Consider the following 18,978-nt stretch of genomic DNA (forward strand, 5'->3'; position numbering starts at 1 on the left):
GGTTAATTCGGCAATTATTTACGCTTTTGGTCTGCAAATTGTTTGGCAGTTATACCGTAGTAGACTTTGTCGTCAAATCCTTGCTCAGTTTTATAGTAATCGAGTTGACGACCTTCTAAAATAAAACCACATTTTTCCATGGTTTTGTAAGAGCCAATATTTTCAGCGTAGCAGTCAGCACTGATTTTATGCGCGTTTAGTTCAGTAAAGCCAATCTCGGTCATCATTTGACAAGCACGTGTTGCAAGGCCTTGACCCCAAGCATGAGTCGGGAGTTGATAACCCACTTCAAAATTACCTTGTAAGAACATAACGGGGGTAACGGCTGTCATACCCATGTATTGCCCTTGGGCATCACGGATAACAAACGTTGGTGCTTCTGGCCATTCGCTATTTTTGATAGCTTCCTGAGTATTTCCGATGATAGGGCCAAAGAAACCCTCATATAAACTGTCGTCAGCAGGAGCAAAAAATAAGTATGTATTCACTTTGTCATCATTAAGCATCTCTATGATGTCGCTAAGATCGCTTGCCTGAATAAGAGCAATATTTAATGTGTCGCCAAAAGGAATTGAGTGGCCTTGCTTTAGGGCTGAATAGTGGTTAAGTGGTGAATTAATCATTAGTTACCTCGTTTTCTTTGCCGCATATTAGCGTACTCTAACAGAGGATAATTGGACTTTTGCGACAAATCTTAATTTGAATCTTAGGCCGAAAATGAGAGAAAAAACGCATCTTTCCGACTTGATTTAAACACAGGTGCTTGTCAAATTAGCAATACATAGCGTTCAGATGTTTATTCAAAATCGCCATAAATATCGATAGTGAGATCGCGCTTTTTAAGATACTTCGAAGGGGTTTGTTTTAGCTGTTGTTTAAGGGTGCGGATCAGATGAGATTGATCACTAAATCCAAATTGGTGTGAAAACGCTGCCCAATCGATATCTTGCTCTCGTTCATATAGGGCGAGAACTATTTGTTCTAACCGCATCATCTGTAGATACTGTTTCACACTCATTCCTACCACCTGTTTAAAATAACGCTCTAATGTTCGGCGTGAACAAGAACAAGCCACCGCTAAAGTTTCAATATCAATCAAGTTATCGGAAATGTGATGTTCAGTTAGTGAGATTTCAATCGTCGTAATGGCTTTTTGTGCCACAGTGAACGCACGGTTTTGGTTTGGTGTGATGTTTAGCTGATCAAAATGAGATTTAATCAACGCAATTAGTGTTTGTGGGTCAGATGTGTTTTGCCATAAGTTTTGCTGAAATTCGCGATTAAATAGAGGCGTCAACCAATCGAACCATTGGCATTGATTAATATGAGCTGCGGAAGCGGCGTTAAGGATATATAAACATTCAGGCCGGAATGTAATACCGATACGTTTTAATGGTGCATAGTCATCCAATAAAAGCAGGTGCTCGCTGGCTGTCAGTAGGTGGCTACCTGCCCCAATTAATGCATTTTCACCATTATCATAGCTGTAGTTTTGATGGGGTGGAGTGAACAATAAATGTGCACGAGCATTGGGTATGAGGTGAGGCTTAGGGCTTATGGTTTCCTCTGCACCAACTTCCAAATACCAGATCTGGTGGATCAGCCATTCATACCCTATCAATGATTGTTTCCAAGCGATCATAATTTACCTTATAGAATGAGTGTAGTGCGTACAGATGGACGAAAAAATGAATCTATATTGCTTTAATCCTCTGGGATGATTTTAGCGCATTTTATATCACTGACGTTATGCCATCTTGAAGGCGATTAACCACTATTTCGTTAGGCTGAGGACAAATCACGATAGGCGGGGTGCGGCATAAACTAAATTGGCGACAAATCCATCATGTGCATCAGTTACCTTATCTAGATCAATTGTCATCAGCTAGTGCTTCACGACAAGGAGAGTAAAAGTGGGTATGCTCTGAATATCAGATTAGGCTGTAATTAGCGGCTAAAATCACGCTTTAGAATAATTAATGAGTATAAAAATATGAGAATTTCTGTTGATGGTGGCTCATTTAAAGTCGCGATTGAAACCGAGTTTGAGGGTTTAATTGCTGAAGCGACGGCCGTATTCCACACAACTCGAACTCAGGCCCAAACCAATGATCGTGCGATTTTACGTTTCCTACAAATCATTATTGAGCACAGTGATGAAGATGATGCGATTGGCTATGCGGTTCTCGGTTTACTGGGTTGGTACAATGAGGTAATTAACCCCGTAAGCGACCGAGATATTGAGCTGAACTTACCTCGAATCTTACCGCACTTGCTGAACCCTGCCGGTGATATCACGGCAAACAGTCCTAGTGACGCGAATACTTTTAACACTAAACACTAAACACTAAGTGTTAGACATACGTATCAAACATAAGCATTAAGCATGATACCATCGAGAAGTTGATACTTGTTTAGTGCTTGTACCTAGGCGCGACCAGGATCTGACTCTTTACTCAGTCATTGGCTTGATTTTAAGTATTGCAAAATCTTGTCTCTTAACCACTGGTGAGAGGGATGATTGTCTGTGCGTTTATGCCAAATCATATATTGCTGGACTGGAATGGTTTCAAATGGCAGTGCCAAGACTTGTAGCTGGAACTGATTAGCAAAGCGATTCGCGATATATCGAGAAGTGCTACCGATGCAATCAGAAGCCGAAATAAGGGCGCACATGGCAATCAAAGAATCACATTCAGCGCTGATCTTTCTCTCTTTTAATGGCAGGGTTGTGAAGTAGTCAGCAGTGTATTGATTTGAGCGACGCATTCTAAAAGTGACGTGTTTTTCACTGTAGAACTGGACTTGATCGATAGTACCATCAATTCTAGGATGGCCTTTCCTCGCGATAAGCACCAGTTCATCATCTTGCACTTTTTGGGTTTTATAACCATTCACTTTAGGATAATGAATATCGATCGCTAAATCAGCCTTTTGCATGCTTAAGCTGTTTAGCAAATCCTCTTCGTTATTCGGCACCATATTGAATTCAATTGCTATCTTTCCCAAGGTCTGATCGGCTTCGACAATAGGCTGGATTTTTGCTAACGCAGATTCATTGACCAGTATGCGAAATTGGCGATATTGCTGATTATCAAATTGCTTGAGAGTACCGATCGCACTATTGATACCTTGTAAAGCTGGCTCAATTTGTATGGCTAACTGAATGGCCGCATTGGTAGGAGTGATCCCGCGTCCCTCACGAATAAATAGGTCTGTTCCTATCTGTTGTTGCAAGCGTTTGAGCGCACCGCTAACACCGGGTTGGGTCATTCCTAAAGAATCTGCTGCCAACGTGATCGATTTAAGGCGAAACACCTCAAGGAATATATTCAATAGATTCAAATCTAACTTTCCAGACTCACTCACCGCTACTTTCCTTAGTCTTGAATAAAGTACGCATTTTGATACGGACACATAACGAAATCTGATGTGTTAAATAAAGCTTACTTTATTTTTAGCTATGTGTCTTCGCCATATACTCATCTCATCAAATCGAACATCGTAATGAAAACAGATTGAAGAGGCACTTATGACAACTTCACGCACATTCAAAAACGCATCTTTGTTTATCGCAATCTCACTGACTTTTCCTGCCACGGCTGCTGATCATAACCATGCGCACTTTAGCGACATTGGTGAGCAGGGAGGAAAAGATGCCACTGAAATGACAATCAAAGCCAATAGCGAGTTTGCCCAAACACTTAACTTTTCAGATACCCGGGCATTTGAAAATAATAATCGTGGCCTGATTGCTTCCTTTGATCAAGATACTGGCGATATTATTCGTAACAGTTTTGATTTCATTGACCCAAGTGTTGCCAACGCAGACCAAGCTCCAGATTCTGTCAACCCATCTCTTTGGCGACAAGCGGTGCTCAATCAAGCAGCCGAGGGGTTATATGAAGTTATTCCCGGAAAAGTTTACCAAGTGCGTGGCGCTGATTTAGCCTCTCTTTCTTTTATTCGTAGTGATAATGGTTGGATTGCTTATGATGTACTTCTTACTCAAGAAGCCGCTGAAAAATCACTTAAATTCTTCCAAAATAATGTTCCAGAGGGTGGGGACCTTCCTGTTGTCGCTATGATCTATTCCCACTCACATGCTGACCACTTTGGTGGTGCTCGAGCGATTAAAGAAGCATTTCCTAATATCAAAGTGTATGGTTCGAAAAACATAACCAAAGAAATTGTTGATGAGAATGTGTTGGCTGGCAACGCTATGTCACGTAGAGCTGCTTATCAGTATGGCTCTACGCTCAATCGACATGAACATGGCATAGTGGATGCTGCGCTTGCGAAAGGGCTCTCTACTGGAACCATTACCTATGTTCTACCAGACTATGAACTAAATCATGAGCAAGAGATCGAGACGCTGGTTATTGATGGTTTAGAAATGCAATTTATGGATTCCTCTGGTACAGAAGCTGCGTCTGAAATGGTGACATATATACCAAGCATGAAAGCGCTCTGGAGCGGTGAGCTAACCTATCAAGGTATGCACAATATCTATACTCTGCGTGGTGCAAAAGTTCGTGATGGTTTGAAATGGTCGAAAAAGATCAATGAAATGTTAGTGACTTGGGGGGATGAAACCGATGTTCTGTTTGCTTCCCACTCTGCGCCAATTTGGGGAGGAGAAGAAATTGAAACTTACCTCAAAATGCAGCGTGATGCTTACGGCTTCACTCACAATCAAACGCTACGATTAGCCAACAATGGTGTTGTATTGCAAGACATTGGTGATGAAATCTATAAAGTAATGCCAGAGAGCATTCAGCAATCGTGGCACACCAATGGTTATCATGGCACCTACTCACACAATGCTCGTGCAGTATACAACATGTACCTTGGATATTTTGATATGAATCCAGCCAACTTAAACCCTCTACAAGTTCACCCTGAATCGGTTAAATTTGTTGAATATATGGGGGGAAGCGAAGCCGTCATTACAAAAGCGAAACAAGACTTTAAACAAGGTGAGTACCGATTTGTTGCGACTGTGTTGAATAAAGTCGTACAAGCAGAACCGGAAAATAAAAAAGCACGTGGTCTCTTGGCGGATACGTATGAGCAATTGGGTTATCAATCAGAGGGGGCCGGATGGAGAAATATTTACTTAACGGGAGCCCAAGAGTTGCGAGTTGGTACTCAGCCAGGGACACCGAAAACCGCTTCACCAGATGTCCTAGCTAATATGACTATAGAAAACTTGCTCGATTATTTAGCGGTAAAAGTGGACTCACTGAAAGCACAAAATACACCGTTCACTATGAACATCCAATTGCCAGATGTGAATGAGTTCTACTATGTTGAAATGTCGAACGGTAATTTGAGTAATATTCAGGTGACCGAGTTACAAGATGCAGACAGTACGTTAGTCATCAACAAGCAAAATGTCTCAGAGATTATTCTCAATCAAACGACATTAACGGCGTTGTTAGAGAGTAAGACCGCGACAGTGAAAGGGGATAGTGCGTCGATTAATAAACTATTGTCTTCTTTAACCGAGGCTGATGCATCGTTTGAGATTGTGCCGCGCCCGAATCAAGGTGAAGAAATCGATGCGCAGTTATATCAACAAGAATCCACTCAGCACGTGCATTAATATCGCTCATTAGATAGTCAAAACCGAAAAATCTCAGAGAGAGTACTCTTGCTGAGATTTTTTGTTTATTTGAAGTTTGTTTTTTAACCATTTTCTGTGAAATTCTCACGGGATTATCTTTTAACAAAAGTGATCATTGTCACATGTTATAACTGTCAGTATACTCCGCGCCCAGTTAGGTACGCAGTCTTGAAAACTTAAACCAACAAGGCGCGGATAATACTTAACCAGCTTTCACTCGGCTGCTAAATGGAGACTTGCCCCAAGGAACTGGGCCCAGCGTAACTGTAAGCAATTACGGGCCTGAAATTCGCCTTAGGGTAAAGACAACATTTCGCATCAAATTGCCATGTTGCTTATGCCTGTGCGCGTCAATTTTTTGCCCCGCCCAAATACAGATACATAGCAAGGTAACATAATGCAATTCTTATACAGCTTGGCCGGCATACTGGTCTTATTAGCGTGTGCGTATGCACTTTCAGACAGTCGTCGCAGCATAAATTGGCGTACTGTAATCGGTGCATTTTCTCTTCAGGCAGGTTTTGCTGCACTGGTCCTTTATTTTCCTCTTGGTCAATCATTGCTTGGTTCAGTCAGCAATGGCATATCGGGGCTACTGTCATTTGCCGATCAAGGTATTGGCTTTATGTTTGGGGAATTGGCAACAGGAAGCTTCATTTTTGCTATTCGCGTCCTACCTTTAATTATCTTCCTTTCTTCAATTATTTCCCTGTTGTATTACCTTGGTGTGATGCAAAAACTGATTACCGTGATCGGTGGTGGAATTTCACGCTTGCTTGGTACGTCTCAAGTCGAATCTCTTGCTGCGACAAGTAATATCTTCCTTTCAATGTGTGAGGCTTCTTTGGTTGTTCGTCCATTTCTTCCTAAAATGACACGCTCTGAATTGTTTGCGGTTATGGTTGGTGGAATGGCATCTGTAGCAGGCTCGGTATTAGGGGGATACGCGGCACTTGGTATCGAACTTAAATACCTGATTGCCGCTAGCTTTATGGCTGCACCAGGTGGTCTATTAATGGCGAAGATATTGGTTCCTGAGCGTGAAGTCTCGGCAGCTCAAGGAAAAATTGAGTTGGAAAAAAGTACCGACAGCAATGCTATTGATGCGTTAGCGACAGGTGCAATGAATGGCGTAAAAGTCGCTGTGGCGGTAGGTACCATGCTGATCGCATTCGTTAGTGTGATCGCGATGGTTAATGCGGGCTTTGAAACTGTGGGTTTTTGGTTTGGTATCGATAACCTGACACTTCAAGTTATCTTTGGTTATTTATTTGCGCCATTGGCATTTTTCGCGGGGATCCCGATGAATGAAGTGCTACAAGCGGGAGCATTGATTGGTCAAAAAACTATTTTGAATGAGTTTGTTGCGTTTTTAGATTTTGTACAAATCAAAGAGACCTTATCGGCTCATAGCCAAATTATCATTACTTTCGCATTGTGTGGTTTCGCAAATATTGGTTCGATTGCCATCCAGCTTGGCTCTATCAATGCAATGGCTCCAGAGCGTCGACAAGAAGTTGCGCAGCTTGGTTTTCGTGCCGTCGCTGCCGCAACACTGGCCAACATGATGAGCGCCGCGTTAGCTGGTTTATTTGTCGCGTTGTAGGTGATTAATAGAGAGCTCATTATCTAATGGTAATGGGCTCTCATGATTTTAGTTCAGGCTTTAATGAAGAGGCTACATAAGCCATTATCTTAGTTATATCATTGAATTTATGCTTGTTTTTTACCATCAATTCGCAAGGATTTAACAACGAAGAATAAATCGAAAGCAACGGGTGATTATTTTTCTTCGTAAATATGAGCAATTGATATAGGATGCGCAGCCGAATTATTTATGAGCATCTAACATTGGGTACTATTCCTTCAAACGCCCTTTATACCGACCTTTCTAGTTACTATGATTTGATGTGTGCTGACATCGATTACCAAGCCCAGAGTAGCTACGTTCGTAGACTACACCAATTGTTTGGTAATTCAGGTAAACGACATTTGGATTTAGCCTGTGGTACTGGTCCACATATTCGACATTTCCTTGATTTTGGTTACCAAAGTAGCGGGTTGGATCTTAACCAGCCGATGCTCGATCTGGCTAAAGTTCGCTGCCCAGAAGCGGATTTTATATTACACAATATGTGTAATTTTACAGTGGAACAACCACTGGATTTGATTACATGTTTTCTTTATTCCATCCACTACAGTGATGGTATTGAAAACTTAAAACAGTGCATTGCCCATGCTCATGCCGCATTAGCCGATGGCGGGATGCTTTGTTTTAATTCAGTCAATCGAAACAAAATTGATAACCGTTCTTTCGTACGCCATAGTGCGATGCACGATGAGAGTGAATTTGTCTTCAGTTCTGGTTGGAAATACAGTGGACAAGGTGAACAGCAGTTTTTAACCTTGAGCATTGAAAAGCATACTGATCTAGAAAAACAGATGTGGAATGATGAGCACCCAATGGTTGCTGTTAACTACGATGAGTTAAGTGCGTTATTAGAACCTTATTTTGAAGTGCATATTTTTGAGCACGATTACGAGAAGATCTTACCTTGGGATGGTCAATCGGGTAATGCTTTCTTTGTGTGTGTGAAGCGCTAAACTTTTTTAGAAGCCAGCGATACCCCGCTGGCTTTGTTGTCTCTGCTGTTATCTATTTTAAGATTATTTACGGGCTAACTTATGGTGTGCTCGGCAAAAATGATCAGCACTAAACGCGCCAATAATGGAAAGCTCTCCTGAAAGACATAAACCTGCTGCAACTTCAGCAAGAGCTTTAGCATTGCCATTTCCGTGTAAGCCTAGAATATCAAGACAAGCCTTTTGCGTTGGTAATCCGGTGCCGCCGCCAACGGTTCCCACCATAATATTGGGTAAGGTAACGCAAGCATAAAGATCGCCATTGGAGGTGACTTCCATACGGGTGATCCCAATCGCCGATTCGGCGACACAGGCAGCATCTTGACCGCAAGCAATATAGAGTGCTGTTAGTGCATTCGCGTAATGAGCATTGATACCAATAGAACCACTTAGCAAACCGCCAACGGTATTGATTTGCGTGAACTTCACCATATTTTCTGGTGTGGTATGCAGATATTTGTTGATTAAACTCGCTGGTATTGTCACTTCAGCTGATACTTTTTTGCCCCGCACTGACCGTAGTGTATAGACGTTAGCTTTCTTGTCTCCAGACAAGTTACCATCTAAGTATGCATTGGCTGGTGCGACAGGGCTGTGCTCTAGAATGTAACTGAAGACCTTGTGTGTTGCTATGGTCACCATGTTTTGACCTGATGCATCGCCCGTTAGGTACTCAAACACCAAATAAACATGATTTGCTTCCATGTTAACGTTGATATCTTTGAGTTTTCCATGAGAAGTGGTTGATTGAGCAATTGTGCGGAACGTTTCGTATTGCGTTACAACCCAACTGACAAATAATGCCGCTTCCGACAATGAACGAAAAGCAAAGACAGGGGTTCGACTTACGCCCTCGTTAATTAACATGGCACTCGCTCCCCCGGAGGCCGTGATTAACTGTGAACCACGATGATAAGAGGCGACTAAAGCAGCCTCTGTTGTTGCCAAGGGCACGAGATAGTCGTCATTAGCGAATAAACCATTAATACGAAGTGGTCCTGCGATACCAACAGGTAGGTTAACGGTGCCAATAAAGTGTTCTATATTATGGGAATACTGATGACAATGTTGCTGAGTAAAAGGATCAAGTAACAGATCTTTATCTGTCATAGATGCTAATACTTGCCAGCGGCGTTCAATATTTTTGTCGGTGAGAGAGCCGCTGCGGCATAGCTTTCTGCTTGGCTGGTGGAACTTAGGTTCTAATGTCGATCGCACGTTATCACAGGTATCAATATCAGAGAATGCAGTACCATTGTGGGCACTGTTTAAATTCAGTTTAGGCATACAAATATTTCTTTCTAGGCACAACTTAGATAGTGGCACAGCTTAATTCAGTGATATCGAGCTTGATTATGATGCTAACTCTATAATCAAGGTTTTGTATTCGTTATTTTGTACTGGTTATGTTGAGTCGTACGTTATTCTAACTAACTTGAATCGGTAAGTGGTTGGAGCAGGACGATGAAAATCCCCAAGATTGGAGTGGAATAAATAATATATTGAGGTTTTTATCGATAAATCATTGACTTAATCTCAATGGACTTGTGCTGTTAAATACTATTTAAGATGTTACAAATAATTTTGTATGGGTAACGTTGGCTGAAAATGGGTTTCGATACAGCGTTACTATAGAGTACTCCTTTCACTTTGATGGCGATGGATGCACTATCGCTATCTACAGTATCGGATACGGCCACAGTAGAAAGCTTGATACTTTTTTCATTAGAATATGTCTGCTCGTTGTAATTAGAAATTCATTTTATAAGTACTACTTTTCGATTACTTAATTCTTGGCGCGAACCATTCTTTCTGGGATTGGCAGTAGCACACCATTTATTGGATCAATATCCTTAATAAACGTTCTAAACCAATTCCGCTACTGGTTTTTGTGTCTGGATGGGTGTGTAGTGGAATAATCTCTTATCTATGAGGATTTTCTCATAAAGCTAGATTTGTCGGCCAATAAATGTAGTCAAGCAGTGCTTATTGAAGACTAATACGGTGCACTAGCAACAATTAATCGGATGTTCTCTATTTTTTATAGAAACCTGATATTCCTTAGGTGTCATATCGAAATGATTTTTAAATTGTTTGATAAAATAACTCGAGCTACCAAAACCAGAAGCTTTGGCTACCTCTTCTATAGTGAGTTTCTCCTCGCATAAAAGTCGATCCGCTCTAATTAATTTTTGCTTATTTACATAATCGCTGAAGCCAATACCTGTATTCTTTTTGAATATTCTACAAAAGTATTGAGGACTTAAGTTTACATGATGGGATACATGCTCCAAAGATACTGAAGAATGTAGGTTTTTTTTGATAAACTCTTGTGCTTCGTTAATATGAAGTTGATAGTTCAATGATCGAATTGTATGTATTTCGTTACTGGAAAGTAAATCATCTTCATCAATGTTTTTTAATATTTGATGTATATCATGATTTACTAATCGTGAAATAATATTAACTGAAGAATCTATTTTACTGCTGGAGACTGATTTTATTTTATTATGTAAGATTCGTAAATTACTGGATTGACTGAGTAGAGAGTTTTTATATTGTTCAATATTAGGTTGACTATGATTCTCAATCTTGGCTTGACCACATTGAATGAAACCGAGAAGGTTACCATTTTGGATGACAGGCACAGAGAAGTCCACTAAACCGGCGTGGCAAGTGTAGCATTTTATTTTCTTTTCTTTCAATGAGTTAATTCCGCCTGTGCGGTCGCAATTTTTGCAGATCTGAAAGTACTTATTGTCTTCTCTGATTTTATTGCAAAAATCTGAGAAGTTCGATCTTTCAGATATCTCATTCCCTTGTATATCAACTAAGACAGTCGCTAACTCAGTTGAATGCGAAAAGTCATAAACTATATTTTTAACTTCTTCCATTGAATCTTTCAACGTTGTCATATTGTTTTAATCTAACTAAAGATGTGATTGGACCAATACAATATAACAATACCCTTAAAAATTTTACTTGATAGAACTCTCGTTTTTAAATCATTAAAACTAATAAAAAAACAATATATTCATATGAATTTCTTAAATTAATATAAAGAACATGAAAAATAAGAATATATTGCTATCCGAGGTTAATATTTTTTTATTGAGATAATTTTTAATAACAACAAATTGCTATCCATATATTTTATTGTTCTTTTGTCGGAAAAAACTAATTACCCCCATTATTAAAAAAGGATACAGGATATGCAACAAGAAGCTCTAGGAATGGTAGAAACAAAAGGTCTGACTGCAGCAATTGAAGCCGCTGATGCAATGGTTAAATCAGCTAATGTCCATCTTGTCGGATATGAAAAAATTGGTTCAGGTCTTATTACAGTGGTAGTTCGTGGTGATGTTGGTGCGGTAAAAGCAGCAACGGATGCGGGTGCTTGTGCGGCCAAAGATGTAGGTGAAGTGATTGCTGTTCACGTTATTCCTCGCCCACATACGGATGTGGAAGCGATCCTACCTAAATCGACTAAGGATACTAAGTGATGAGCTCACAACCATCTTTAGAGGACATTGTTGCCCAAGTTATGGAACAAGTCGGTGACTTCGGTGATGGTAACAAATCAAACAACATTTATGTTGAAACCTCTGTACAAGAAGTAAAACAAGGGCCTGCTATGACGATTAAAAAAAGTGCGATGACCGAGTTCGTCGGCACCGCAATCGGTGACACGATTGGTTTAGTTATTGCCAATGTTGATAACGAATTGCTTGAAATTATGAAGCTTGATAAGCAATACCGCTCTATCGGTATTCTTGGTGCCCGTACCGGCGCAGGCCCTCATATTATGGCTGCTGATGAGGCGGTAAAAGCCACAAATACTGAAGTCATCAAGATTGAATTACCAAGAGATACGAAAGGTGGTGCGGGCCACGGTTCATTAATCTTATTTGGCGGTCATGATGTTTCTGATGTTAAACGCGCTGTTGAAGTTGCGCTTAATGAATTAGAGCGCACTTTTGGTGATGTATATGCCAACGAAGCGGGCCATATTGAGCTGCAATATAGTGCGCGAGCAAGCCATGCACTCAATACAGCTTTTGGTGCCCCGATTGGTCGAGCGTGTGGTGTGATCGTTGGTGCTCCTGCTGCGATTGGCGTTTTGATGGCGGATGCGGCAGTAAAATCTGCCAACGTTGAAACCGTGGCATTTAGCTCTCCGGGTAATGGTACAAGCTATTCTAACGAAGTCATTTTGGTTGTTTCTGGTGATGCAGGAGCGGTTCGTCAAGCGGTGGCCACGGCGAGAGATGTGGGCATTAATCTTCTAGGTACCTTGGGTGGTGAAGTCAAACCTTCCACTGATAAGTCATACATTTAAGTAAGGACACTGACATGATGAACAAAGGTTTTGGTCAACCAACGGCACGTATTTTGGCTCTGAAAGAACAGATCCTGAGTGCTAACCCACGTATTGAAACGGATCGTGCTATTTCGATCACAAAATCCTATCTGGAAACAGACGGCTTACCGACAATCATTCGCCGTGCGAAAGCGTTTGAGCGTATTTTGGCTGAATTACCTATCATTATTCGTGAAGGCGAATTGATAGTTGGTAGTGCGACAGTAGAGCCTCGCTCTTCTCAAGTTTATCCTGAGTTTTCTAATACTTGGATTGAAGATGAATTTGAACGCATTGGAAAACGTAACGGCGATGCGTTTCAGATTTCAGAACAAGATAAACAGAAACTTCGCGAAGTAGTTTTTCCTTACTGGCAAGGAAAAACGACCAGTGAACTAGCGACCTCTTATATGTCGACAGCGACAAAAGAGTGCATGAGCGAGAACGTGTTCACAGTTGGTAACTACTACATGAACGGTGTGGGTCATATTTCGGTTGATTATGCGAAGATCCTGAAAATGGGTTATGGCGGTATCATTCGTGAAGTGGCTGAAGTTATTCAAAAATCGGATAAAACAGACCCAGACTACATCAAGAAAGAGCAGTTTCTAAAAGGGGTTATCATCTCTTGTAATGCGGCGATTCAGTTTGCACGCCGTTACGCTGTTAAAGCGAAAGAGATGGCTCAAACCGCAGCAGGTGTACGTCGTGATGAGCTGCTAAAAATTGCTGATATCTGTGAAAGAGTTCCTGAAAACGGAGCAACAAACTTTTATGAAGCGTGTCAGTCATTCTGGTTTGTACAACTACTGATTGGCTTGGAATCAAATGGCCACTCTATTTCACCAGGACGCTTCGACCAATATATGAACCCATATTTTGAAATGGATAAAACTATTTCAGAACAAGACGCACAAGAACTACTTGACAGTATTTGGGTTAAGTTGAACGACATTAACAAAGTACGTGACGAAGTATCAACGAAAGCGTTTGGTGGCTACCCAATGTTCCAGAACTTGATCGTAGGTGGTCAAAACTCGAACGGTGTAGATGCAACCAACAAATTGTCTTACATGAGTATGACAGCGACAGCACACGTAGCTTTGCCACAACCCTCATTCTCCGTGCGTGTATGGTCAAAATCACCAGATGAGTTTTTGTTGAGATCATCTGAATTGAGTCGTTTAGGTCTTGGTGTACCTGCATTTTATAATGATGAAGTCATTGTTACCGCATTGGTAAGCCGTGGCCTTGAGCTTAAAGATGCGCGTAATTACGGCATTATCGGCTGTGTGGAACCACAGTGTCCTGGTAAGACAGAAGGTTGGCATGATTCCGCGTTCTTCAACCTTGGTAAATTGCTAGAAATCACCCTAAATGGTGGTAAGTCAGGCGACAAGCAATTAGGTCCTGTGACGCCTAGTTTGGAAAGCATTACTAGCATGGATGAGTTGTTGGCTTCATACCAAAAACAAGCCGAGCACTTTGTTTTCCATATGATTACCGCTGATAACTGTGTTGATATTTCACATGCTGAGCGTTGCCCTCTGCCATTCCTATCTTGCATGGTGGATGACTGTATCGGTAGTGGTAAATCACTGCAAGAAGGTGGTGCGGTCTATAACTTTAGTGGCCCTCAAGGGGTTGGCGCTTCAAACGTAGGTGATTCATTTGCTGCGATTAAGAAACTTGTCTTTGATGAGGGTAAATTGACTCTTCAACAAGTGAAAACAGCGATTGATAACAACTTTGGCTACGCAGCAGGGGCAACAGCACCTGTAGGTAACAAAGATCAAGCGTTTGACGCGGTGATGGAAGCAGTCAAGAAGGTGCTGGAGGAGAGTGGTTCTCTGCCATCTGATATAAGTTCTATTGCTGGTGCCGTGGCTCAATCAGCATCACTGCCGCAATCAAGTCATAACGACAATGGTATCCGCCAATCATTACTTGATGCTCCTAAGTTTGGTAATGATATCGACGAGGTTGATATTCTAACTCGCGAAGGTGCAGCGATTTATTGTCGTGAGGTAGAAAAATACACCAACCCTCGCGGTGGTCAGTTCCAAGCAGGCTTGTATCCAGCATCTATTAACGTACTGATGGGAACCGTCGTTGGCGCGACTCCAGATGGTCGATTGGCCAATGAACCCTTGGCTGATGGGGTATCTCCAAGTCGCGGTATGGATAGAAGTGGTCCTACGGCAGCAACAAACTCGGTCGCTAAACTTGATCACTTCTTAGCGTCGAATGGCACATTGTATAACCAGAAGTTCCACCCATCAGCTCTTGAGGGTGAAAAAGGTCTGCAGAATATGTGCTGTTTGATCCGTGGTTACTTTGACCAAAAAGGGATGCACGTCCAGTTCAACGTGATTAATAAAGAAATATTGCAAGCAGCACAGAAAGATCCTGAAAAGTACCGTGATCTCGTGGTTCGTATTGCAGGTTACAGCGCCCAGTTCATCTCACTCGATAAGAGTATTCAAGATGACATTATTGAGAGAACAGAACACATGTTCTAACCCTCTCATGGCAGCCTACAATTGGTAGGCTGCCATTACTAATAATTAGTTTTATTCACCGACATGATTATTAGGACTATTAAAAGCTATCATAATAAGGTGCTGTGTAATGAATGTGCAAGAAGTGAAAGGTTGTGTATTTAACATACAGAAGTTTTCAATTCACGATGGCCCAGGAATTAGAACCATCGTTTTTTTTAAAGGTTGTCCTCTTTCTTGTAAATGGTGTAGCAACCCAGAGTCTCAAGAATTTTCAACCACTATTTTATTCGATAAAAGTAGTTGTATATCCTGTGGCAAATGTATTGATATTTGTAGTCACAAAGCGATTAGCCTTCAAAACAAAGGATTAATAGATAGAGATAAGTGTATTAATTGCGGTGCTTGCTCTGATATTTGTCCTACGACGGCATTAACAAAATCTGGAAATATAGACTCAGTTAAAGATATTTTAGATGAAGTGACTAAAGATTCTGTACATTTTCGCCGTTCTGGAGGGGGAATTACACTCTCTGGTGGCGAGCCATTGTCTCAACCTGACTTTGCCGAAGCATTGATTCTTGGTGCAAAAGGGCGTGGTTTACATACCGCAATGGAAACCACAGGCGTAGCGCCAGTTGAAGTGTTGCACCGAATTATACCTCAGCTTGACCTAGTGCTTTTAGATATTAAATCATTTTACTCACAACCTATGGAAGAGCAAGTAGGTATAAAGAGTGAAGTGGTCTTAAAAAATGCATTGATTATTGCAGAGCTTGCTAAAGAAATAGTTATTAGAATCCCTGTTATTCCCGGTTTTAATGCTGATGATAAAAGTATTAAAGCTATTGCAAGTTTTGTTAAGCATTTAAATAAAGTACAGAAGATTAATTTATTGCCATACCATAATTATGGGCAGAATAAATATGATTTACTTGGAAAAGACTACGAAATTATTGGTTTAAATTCACCTTCAAAAATAGAAATGGAACGCTATAAAAGCATAGCCGAATCATTTGGGTTCATTTGCCAAATTGGCGGATAAATAGGAATTAACGATGAAATTTATAGACAAAGAAACATTAAGACAATGTGTTGCTGAAATGATTGGTTTAGCCTTTGTATTATTTTTAGGGGCTGGATGTGTCAGTGTCGCAACTCTCACCGGTTCGGCAATTGGAATTTGGGAAATATGTATCATCTGGGGTATCGCTTTTGCCCTAGCGATTTATTTAACTGCTGGTGTGTCTGGTGCACACTTAAATCCGGCCGTGACCATTGCCTTGTGGGCTTGTGCTGGCTTTGATCGAAAGAAAGTATTGCCTTATATCATCGCCCAAGTTTTAGGGGCATTCATTGGCGCTGAGCTTGCCTACCTATGTTATTCCAGTTTATTTGAAGCCTATGAGGTAGCAAACAATATCACCCGTGGTTCAGAAGAGAGCTTAGCGTTAGCTTCCATCTTTTCGACTTACGCCAACCCTAACTTAACCGTTGCTCATGCTGCGTTGATCGAAACCATTATAACAGCCGTGTTAATGATGCTGATTATGGCGCTATTGGATGACAATAACGGTCTCCCTAGAGGACCTCTTGCACCAATGCTGATTGGTCTACTTGTTGCTGTTATTGGTGGGGCGACAGCGCCGCTGACTGGATTCGCTATGAACCCTGCTCGAGATTTTGGGCCGAAAGTGTTCGCTTATCTAGCTGGCTGGGGTGATATCGCATTCACGGGGGGGCGTGATGTGCCGTATTTCCTAGTCCCAATCGTCGCACCTATAGTTGGAGCACTCATTGGGATTAAGTTGTATTTACTCGCATTTTCCAAACCTAAAGCCACCAACATTGATGACATTGAGCCACCAAAGATTGTGACGGAAGAATTTGTTTAGGAATTAAAGAGAGATTTATATGAAAAAGTCTTATGGGTTTGTAGAGGTTCATGGGCTTGCACTCGCCATCACGGTAGCTGATGCCATGGTTAAATCGGCCAATGTTGAATTGATTGGTACAGAAAACGCCAATGGGATTGCTTGGATACAAATCAAAGTGATGGGGGATGTTGGTGCGGTTAAAGCAGCTGTTGATGTCGGAAGCTCTTTAGCACGTAAAAATAACGGGTTAGTTGCGTTTCGTGTTATTGCGAGGCCGGATGCTGAATTGATGAGTTTATTGACCGAAGTAGTGCCAGTTGAGCCTGTTTTAGCTGAGCGGGTTAATGAGATTGACCAAGGAGTCGAACAAAAGCGAATCGACACCGAAGAGCTAATAATTAAGCTGCCTGAAGCTAAGGTGTTGGAGCCGAAAGAACAGGTTGAAACGGTTGCAGAAGAGGTGGAGCCAGGACTCGAAATAATGGCAGAAACCGTTAAACGTGATAGTAAGAAAAACGCCCCAAAACGGAAAAGAAGCAGTAAATGATGAATCAAATTGAAGCCGCAACAAATGAGGTTATTGAGGTTCTAAGAAACCGAAAAGTACCGATTGGGATTTCGAATAGGCATGTTCATTTATCTGAGCAGGACTATAACACCTTGTTTCCCAATGAGCCTATTTCTGTCGCGAAACCGTTAGGTCAGCCGGGCCATTATGCTGCGAATCAATATGTCGACATCATTGGCCCGAAATGCACGCTGGAACGAGTGCGTATTTTGGGCCCACTGAGATCGTATTCGCAATTGGAGATATCTCTCACTAATGCGCGTGAGCTTGGTCTTAAAGGGGTGATACGCCAATCGGGTGACCTTATGAGCACGCCAGGCGTGACCATTCGTAGCCATAGTGGAGAAATCACCCTCAAAGAGGGGGTAATTGTTGCGAAGAGACACATCCATATGAGTCCTCTCGATGCTTTGATTTTCGGTTTATCAGACAACCAAGAGGTGTCTGTAGGCATTGATAGCGACGAAAGAAAAACTCGCTTTGATCAAGTGATCGTGAGAGTGGATCCAAGCAGTGCACTGGAGCTGCACTTAGATACTGATGAAGCGAATGCTGCTGGATTGATTGGGAATGCAGATTTTGCGGTCATTATTAGGGACGAATAACGGATGAATCAGCAGACATCAACACAAATTTTTGTGAATGGAGAGTGTGCCAACGTACAAGTGAAAGATCTTATATTAGGGATTAATCACTTAATGACTCAAATAGAGAAGCCACAGTTGATCACAGTAATTCGTGTAATACTGCCGGATCCTTTTCTACTAAAAGCACTATTCTCATTTGATGTTTCTTTGCCCGCAATTCAAACCCTTTTTGATGCAATCGCCATAGGCATAAAAATTGAGCTGGTGGTCCACAGACAACTGTTACCTATGCTGTCTGTGGATTCATTAGTGAGCTTGCCTGTTGAAATTACAGATCATAAAGGATTGCCTGTAGAGCCCATCACCTCGTCAATTATCGATTATTCAGATGTCGCTTTGCTTGAGCATTGTTGGCTGTTAACGGTAGATAAGCCTTTGGTGACCTATTTGGCAAGGGAACATATACAGCGGCACAAAATATCATTTATTACCAAAAAGGGAGGCCTTGCAAATGCTCTTGGCAAAAATCGTTGGCTCCGTCGTCGTCACACAGAAAATTGATTCTCTTGCAGGGAAAAAATTGATGCTGGCACATAAAGTGATTACCTCCGATGAGGGGGTGTGTAATGAAAGTTTGGTGAATGAAGAAATAGTTGCAGTTGACATGGTTGGTTGTGGAAAAGGAGATTTGGTTTTGCTGTCTCAGGGCACTCCAGCGCAGTCATGTTTTGATTCGAACAATAAAGGTATCGATTATGCCGTGATTGGCATAGTTGATACGGTGAATAAATACTAAATAAATAGAATTTTAAG

The 18,978-nt window shown here is 41.5% G+C and carries 18 protein-coding genes; 13 read left to right on the top strand and 5 right to left on the bottom strand.

The window, feature by feature from the left end:
- Positions 1–14 precede the first annotated feature (14 nt).
- Both DZ860_RS00350 and DZ860_RS00355 read right to left on the bottom strand, forming a co-directional pair.
- Complete coding sequence (locus DZ860_RS00350) at positions 15–623, bottom strand: GNAT family N-acetyltransferase (RefSeq protein WP_120028929.1); 609 nt, start codon at positions 621–623, stop codon at positions 15–17.
- 173 nt (positions 624–796) lie between these two features.
- Entirely contained in the window at positions 797–1,642 is an 846-nt protein-coding gene (locus DZ860_RS00355) for a helix-turn-helix domain-containing protein (RefSeq protein ID WP_120028930.1), read from the bottom strand.
- 351 nt (positions 1,643–1,993) lie between these two features.
- Between DZ860_RS00355 and DZ860_RS00360 the strand changes: the two genes are divergently transcribed.
- Positions 1,994–2,344: a hypothetical protein gene (locus DZ860_RS00360; protein WP_120028931.1), complete on the top strand. Its 351-nt coding sequence runs from the start codon at positions 1,994–1,996 to the stop codon at positions 2,342–2,344.
- Between the two features lie 116 nt (positions 2,345–2,460).
- On the opposite strand, the gene DZ860_RS00365 is transcribed toward DZ860_RS00360, so the two are convergent.
- Positions 2,461–3,369, bottom strand: coding sequence for a LysR family transcriptional regulator (locus tag DZ860_RS00365; RefSeq protein WP_120028932.1), 909 nt, complete (start codon positions 3,367–3,369; stop codon positions 2,461–2,463).
- Positions 3,370–3,532: 163 nt separating this feature from the next.
- On the opposite strand from DZ860_RS00365, the gene DZ860_RS00370 reads away from it, so the two are divergent.
- The 3 genes from DZ860_RS00370 to DZ860_RS00380 all read left to right on the top strand — a co-directional run bounded on the left by DZ860_RS00370 (position 3,533) and on the right by DZ860_RS00380 (position 8,233).
- Complete coding sequence (locus tag DZ860_RS00370; protein ID WP_120028933.1) at positions 3,533–5,608, top strand: alkyl/aryl-sulfatase; 2,076 nt, start codon at positions 3,533–3,535, stop codon at positions 5,606–5,608.
- Between the two features lie 418 nt (positions 5,609–6,026).
- Positions 6,027–7,235 (top strand): NupC/NupG family nucleoside CNT transporter, encoded by a 1,209-nt coding sequence (locus DZ860_RS00375; RefSeq protein WP_120028934.1) that lies wholly within the window; start codon positions 6,027–6,029, stop codon positions 7,233–7,235.
- Positions 7,236–7,447: 212 nt separating this feature from the next.
- Positions 7,448–8,233, top strand: coding sequence for a class I SAM-dependent DNA methyltransferase (locus DZ860_RS00380; RefSeq protein ID WP_120028935.1), 786 nt, complete (start codon positions 7,448–7,450; stop codon positions 8,231–8,233).
- Positions 8,234–8,296: 63 nt separating this feature from the next.
- Here DZ860_RS00380 and DZ860_RS00385 read toward each other — a convergent pair whose 3' ends face one another.
- Positions 8,297–9,559 carry a hydroxymethylglutaryl-CoA reductase gene (locus DZ860_RS00385; protein WP_120028936.1) on the bottom strand — a complete coding sequence of 421 codons (1,263 nt, stop codon included), beginning with the start codon at positions 9,557–9,559 and terminating at the stop codon, positions 8,297–8,299.
- Between the two features lie 722 nt (positions 9,560–10,281).
- Positions 10,282–11,166: a PocR ligand-binding domain-containing protein gene (locus tag DZ860_RS00390; protein WP_165862819.1), complete on the bottom strand. Its 885-nt coding sequence runs from the start codon at positions 11,164–11,166 to the stop codon at positions 10,282–10,284.
- A gap of 318 nt (positions 11,167–11,484) precedes the next feature.
- Here DZ860_RS00390 and pduA point away from each other — a divergent pair, with 318 nt between their 5' ends.
- From pduA to DZ860_RS00435, 9 genes are all read left to right on the top strand, one after another.
- Positions 11,485–11,775 carry a propanediol utilization microcompartment protein PduA gene (gene pduA / locus DZ860_RS00395; RefSeq protein ID WP_120028938.1) on the top strand — a complete coding sequence of 97 codons (291 nt, stop codon included), beginning with the start codon at positions 11,485–11,487 and terminating at the stop codon, positions 11,773–11,775.
- Positions 11,775–12,611: a propanediol utilization microcompartment protein PduB gene (pduB, locus tag DZ860_RS00400; RefSeq protein ID WP_120028939.1), complete on the top strand. Its 837-nt coding sequence runs from the start codon at positions 11,775–11,777 to the stop codon at positions 12,609–12,611. Before pduA ends, pduB begins: the two co-directional genes overlap by 1 nt.
- Before the next feature lie 14 nt (positions 12,612–12,625).
- Positions 12,626–15,154, top strand: a complete 2,529-nt coding sequence (locus DZ860_RS00405; RefSeq protein ID WP_120028940.1) for a glycyl radical protein — start codon at positions 12,626–12,628, stop codon at positions 15,152–15,154.
- Between the two features lie 109 nt (positions 15,155–15,263).
- The gene (locus tag DZ860_RS00410) at positions 15,264–16,178 is read left to right on the top strand and encodes a glycyl-radical enzyme activating protein (protein WP_120028941.1); all 915 of its coding nucleotides are present in this window, start codon (positions 15,264–15,266) and stop codon (positions 16,176–16,178) included.
- 13 nt (positions 16,179–16,191) lie between these two features.
- The gene (locus DZ860_RS00415) at positions 16,192–17,028 is read left to right on the top strand and encodes an MIP/aquaporin family protein (RefSeq protein WP_120028942.1); all 837 of its coding nucleotides are present in this window, start codon (positions 16,192–16,194) and stop codon (positions 17,026–17,028) included.
- A gap of 19 nt (positions 17,029–17,047) precedes the next feature.
- Positions 17,048–17,557: a BMC domain-containing protein gene (locus DZ860_RS00420; RefSeq protein WP_120028943.1), complete on the top strand. Its 510-nt coding sequence runs from the start codon at positions 17,048–17,050 to the stop codon at positions 17,555–17,557.
- Positions 17,554–18,183, top strand: coding sequence for a phosphate propanoyltransferase (pduL, locus tag DZ860_RS00425; protein ID WP_207890568.1), 630 nt, complete (start codon positions 17,554–17,556; stop codon positions 18,181–18,183). Before DZ860_RS00420 ends, pduL begins: the two co-directional genes overlap by 4 nt.
- A 3-nt stretch (positions 18,184–18,186) precedes the next feature.
- Positions 18,187–18,726: a PduM family microcompartment protein gene (gene pduM, locus DZ860_RS00430; RefSeq protein WP_120028944.1), complete on the top strand. Its 540-nt coding sequence runs from the start codon at positions 18,187–18,189 to the stop codon at positions 18,724–18,726.
- Positions 18,677–18,961, top strand: a complete 285-nt coding sequence (locus DZ860_RS00435; RefSeq protein WP_120028945.1) for a EutN/CcmL family microcompartment protein — start codon at positions 18,677–18,679, stop codon at positions 18,959–18,961. The genes pduM and DZ860_RS00435 overlap by 50 nt, the downstream gene beginning before the upstream one ends.
- The last annotated feature ends 17 nt before the right edge of the window (positions 18,962–18,978 follow it).

The organism is Vibrio sinensis (assembly GCF_003605645.1).
GTDB lineage: Bacteria > Pseudomonadota > Gammaproteobacteria > Enterobacterales > Vibrionaceae > Vibrio > Vibrio sinensis.